Here is a 1,022-nt window from a genome sequence, read left to right as displayed (position 1 = left end):
GTAATTGAAACAATCAAGGGATAAACGGTAGGGCCGCAATGGGGGAGGCAGGACAGTGATGCGAATGGGGTGGCGGCTCTGGCTCAGTGCTGTGGTGTGTATGGTGGCAATCGCCAGTGCCTTTCATGTGTTTCTGCTGGATCGGGTGGGCGTGCCTGACAATGGACTTCGCGTGAGCGAGGTCACCAGGGAAGACGGTGGACTTGACTGGACAATCCGCCTTTATGACAGCGTGGGAAAAGGAAAGGGGCGGCGCCGCTGGCAGGCGGCAGGAGAGGGCTACCGCATTGATGTCCAGCGCCGTGGAGAGCATGGGTTCGCGCTGGATATTGCCTATCGGCCAGAGTCGCAAACGCGACATCACGTGCGCCAGCAGGTACGCCTGGCTGAAGGCCCCACTCTGGTGGCCGCCTTCGGTCAGGCTCAGGGTAGGGGTGAAACCCGCGTTATCATCGATCGGGTGAAATAACCCCCTGGGCGGGGGATGCCGTTCACTTGGACCTGAGGCCTTCGCGATGTAAACATCGCTTCCCTCAACTCCCTCAACTTTCGGGATTGCTGGAAAGTTATGCTGGCATGACGACGCTGTTGGCTCCGTGCGGCTTCTCTTAAGTGAACAGCATTACCCCTGGGAAGGGGCGTTTCCGGATGCCGTCTGTTCGTCGTGATTGTCGTTGTCTGGCGTCTTGTGGAGCATCACCACAACGCCGATCGCCGTTACCGTCAGTATGGCTGCACCAATGGCCGCATTGGCATGCAGCGCCAGATTGAAGCCGGTTTTGGCTGCCGCCATCAGCGGCTGAGCGACTTCTGCCGGCAGCTGGGCGGCGGCACCAATGGCTCCACCCAGTGTATCGCCTGCTGCCAGTGCCATCGTATCGGTTAGCCCTTTGGGCATGGCCGTCAACATGTGGCTGCGATAGAGCGCGGCACCAATACTGCCAATCACGGCAATGCCCAGTGCCATGCCCAGCTCGGTAGCCGTTTCCGACGTAGCGGAGGCGGCACCGGCTTTACGGGCC

Annotated in this window: 1 protein-coding gene and 1 pseudogene; one reads left to right on the top strand and one right to left on the bottom strand. The window is 60.3% G+C overall.

From position 1 onward, the window contains the following. Nucleotides 1-64: 64 nt before the first annotated feature. Nucleotides 65-469, top strand: a complete 405-nt coding sequence (locus A3730_RS07370; protein ID WP_063520478.1) for a hypothetical protein — start codon at nucleotides 65-67, stop codon at nucleotides 467-469. Between the two features lie 153 nt (nucleotides 470-622). Here A3730_RS07370 and A3730_RS31265 read toward each other — a convergent pair. After that, nucleotides 623-1,022: pseudogene (locus A3730_RS31265) on the bottom strand (MFS transporter); the annotation flags it as partial.

This window comes from Alcanivorax sp. HI0044 (assembly GCF_001634945.1).
Note: the sequence above shows the minus strand (reverse complement) of the source record. Positions and strands in the feature narration are given on the sequence as shown.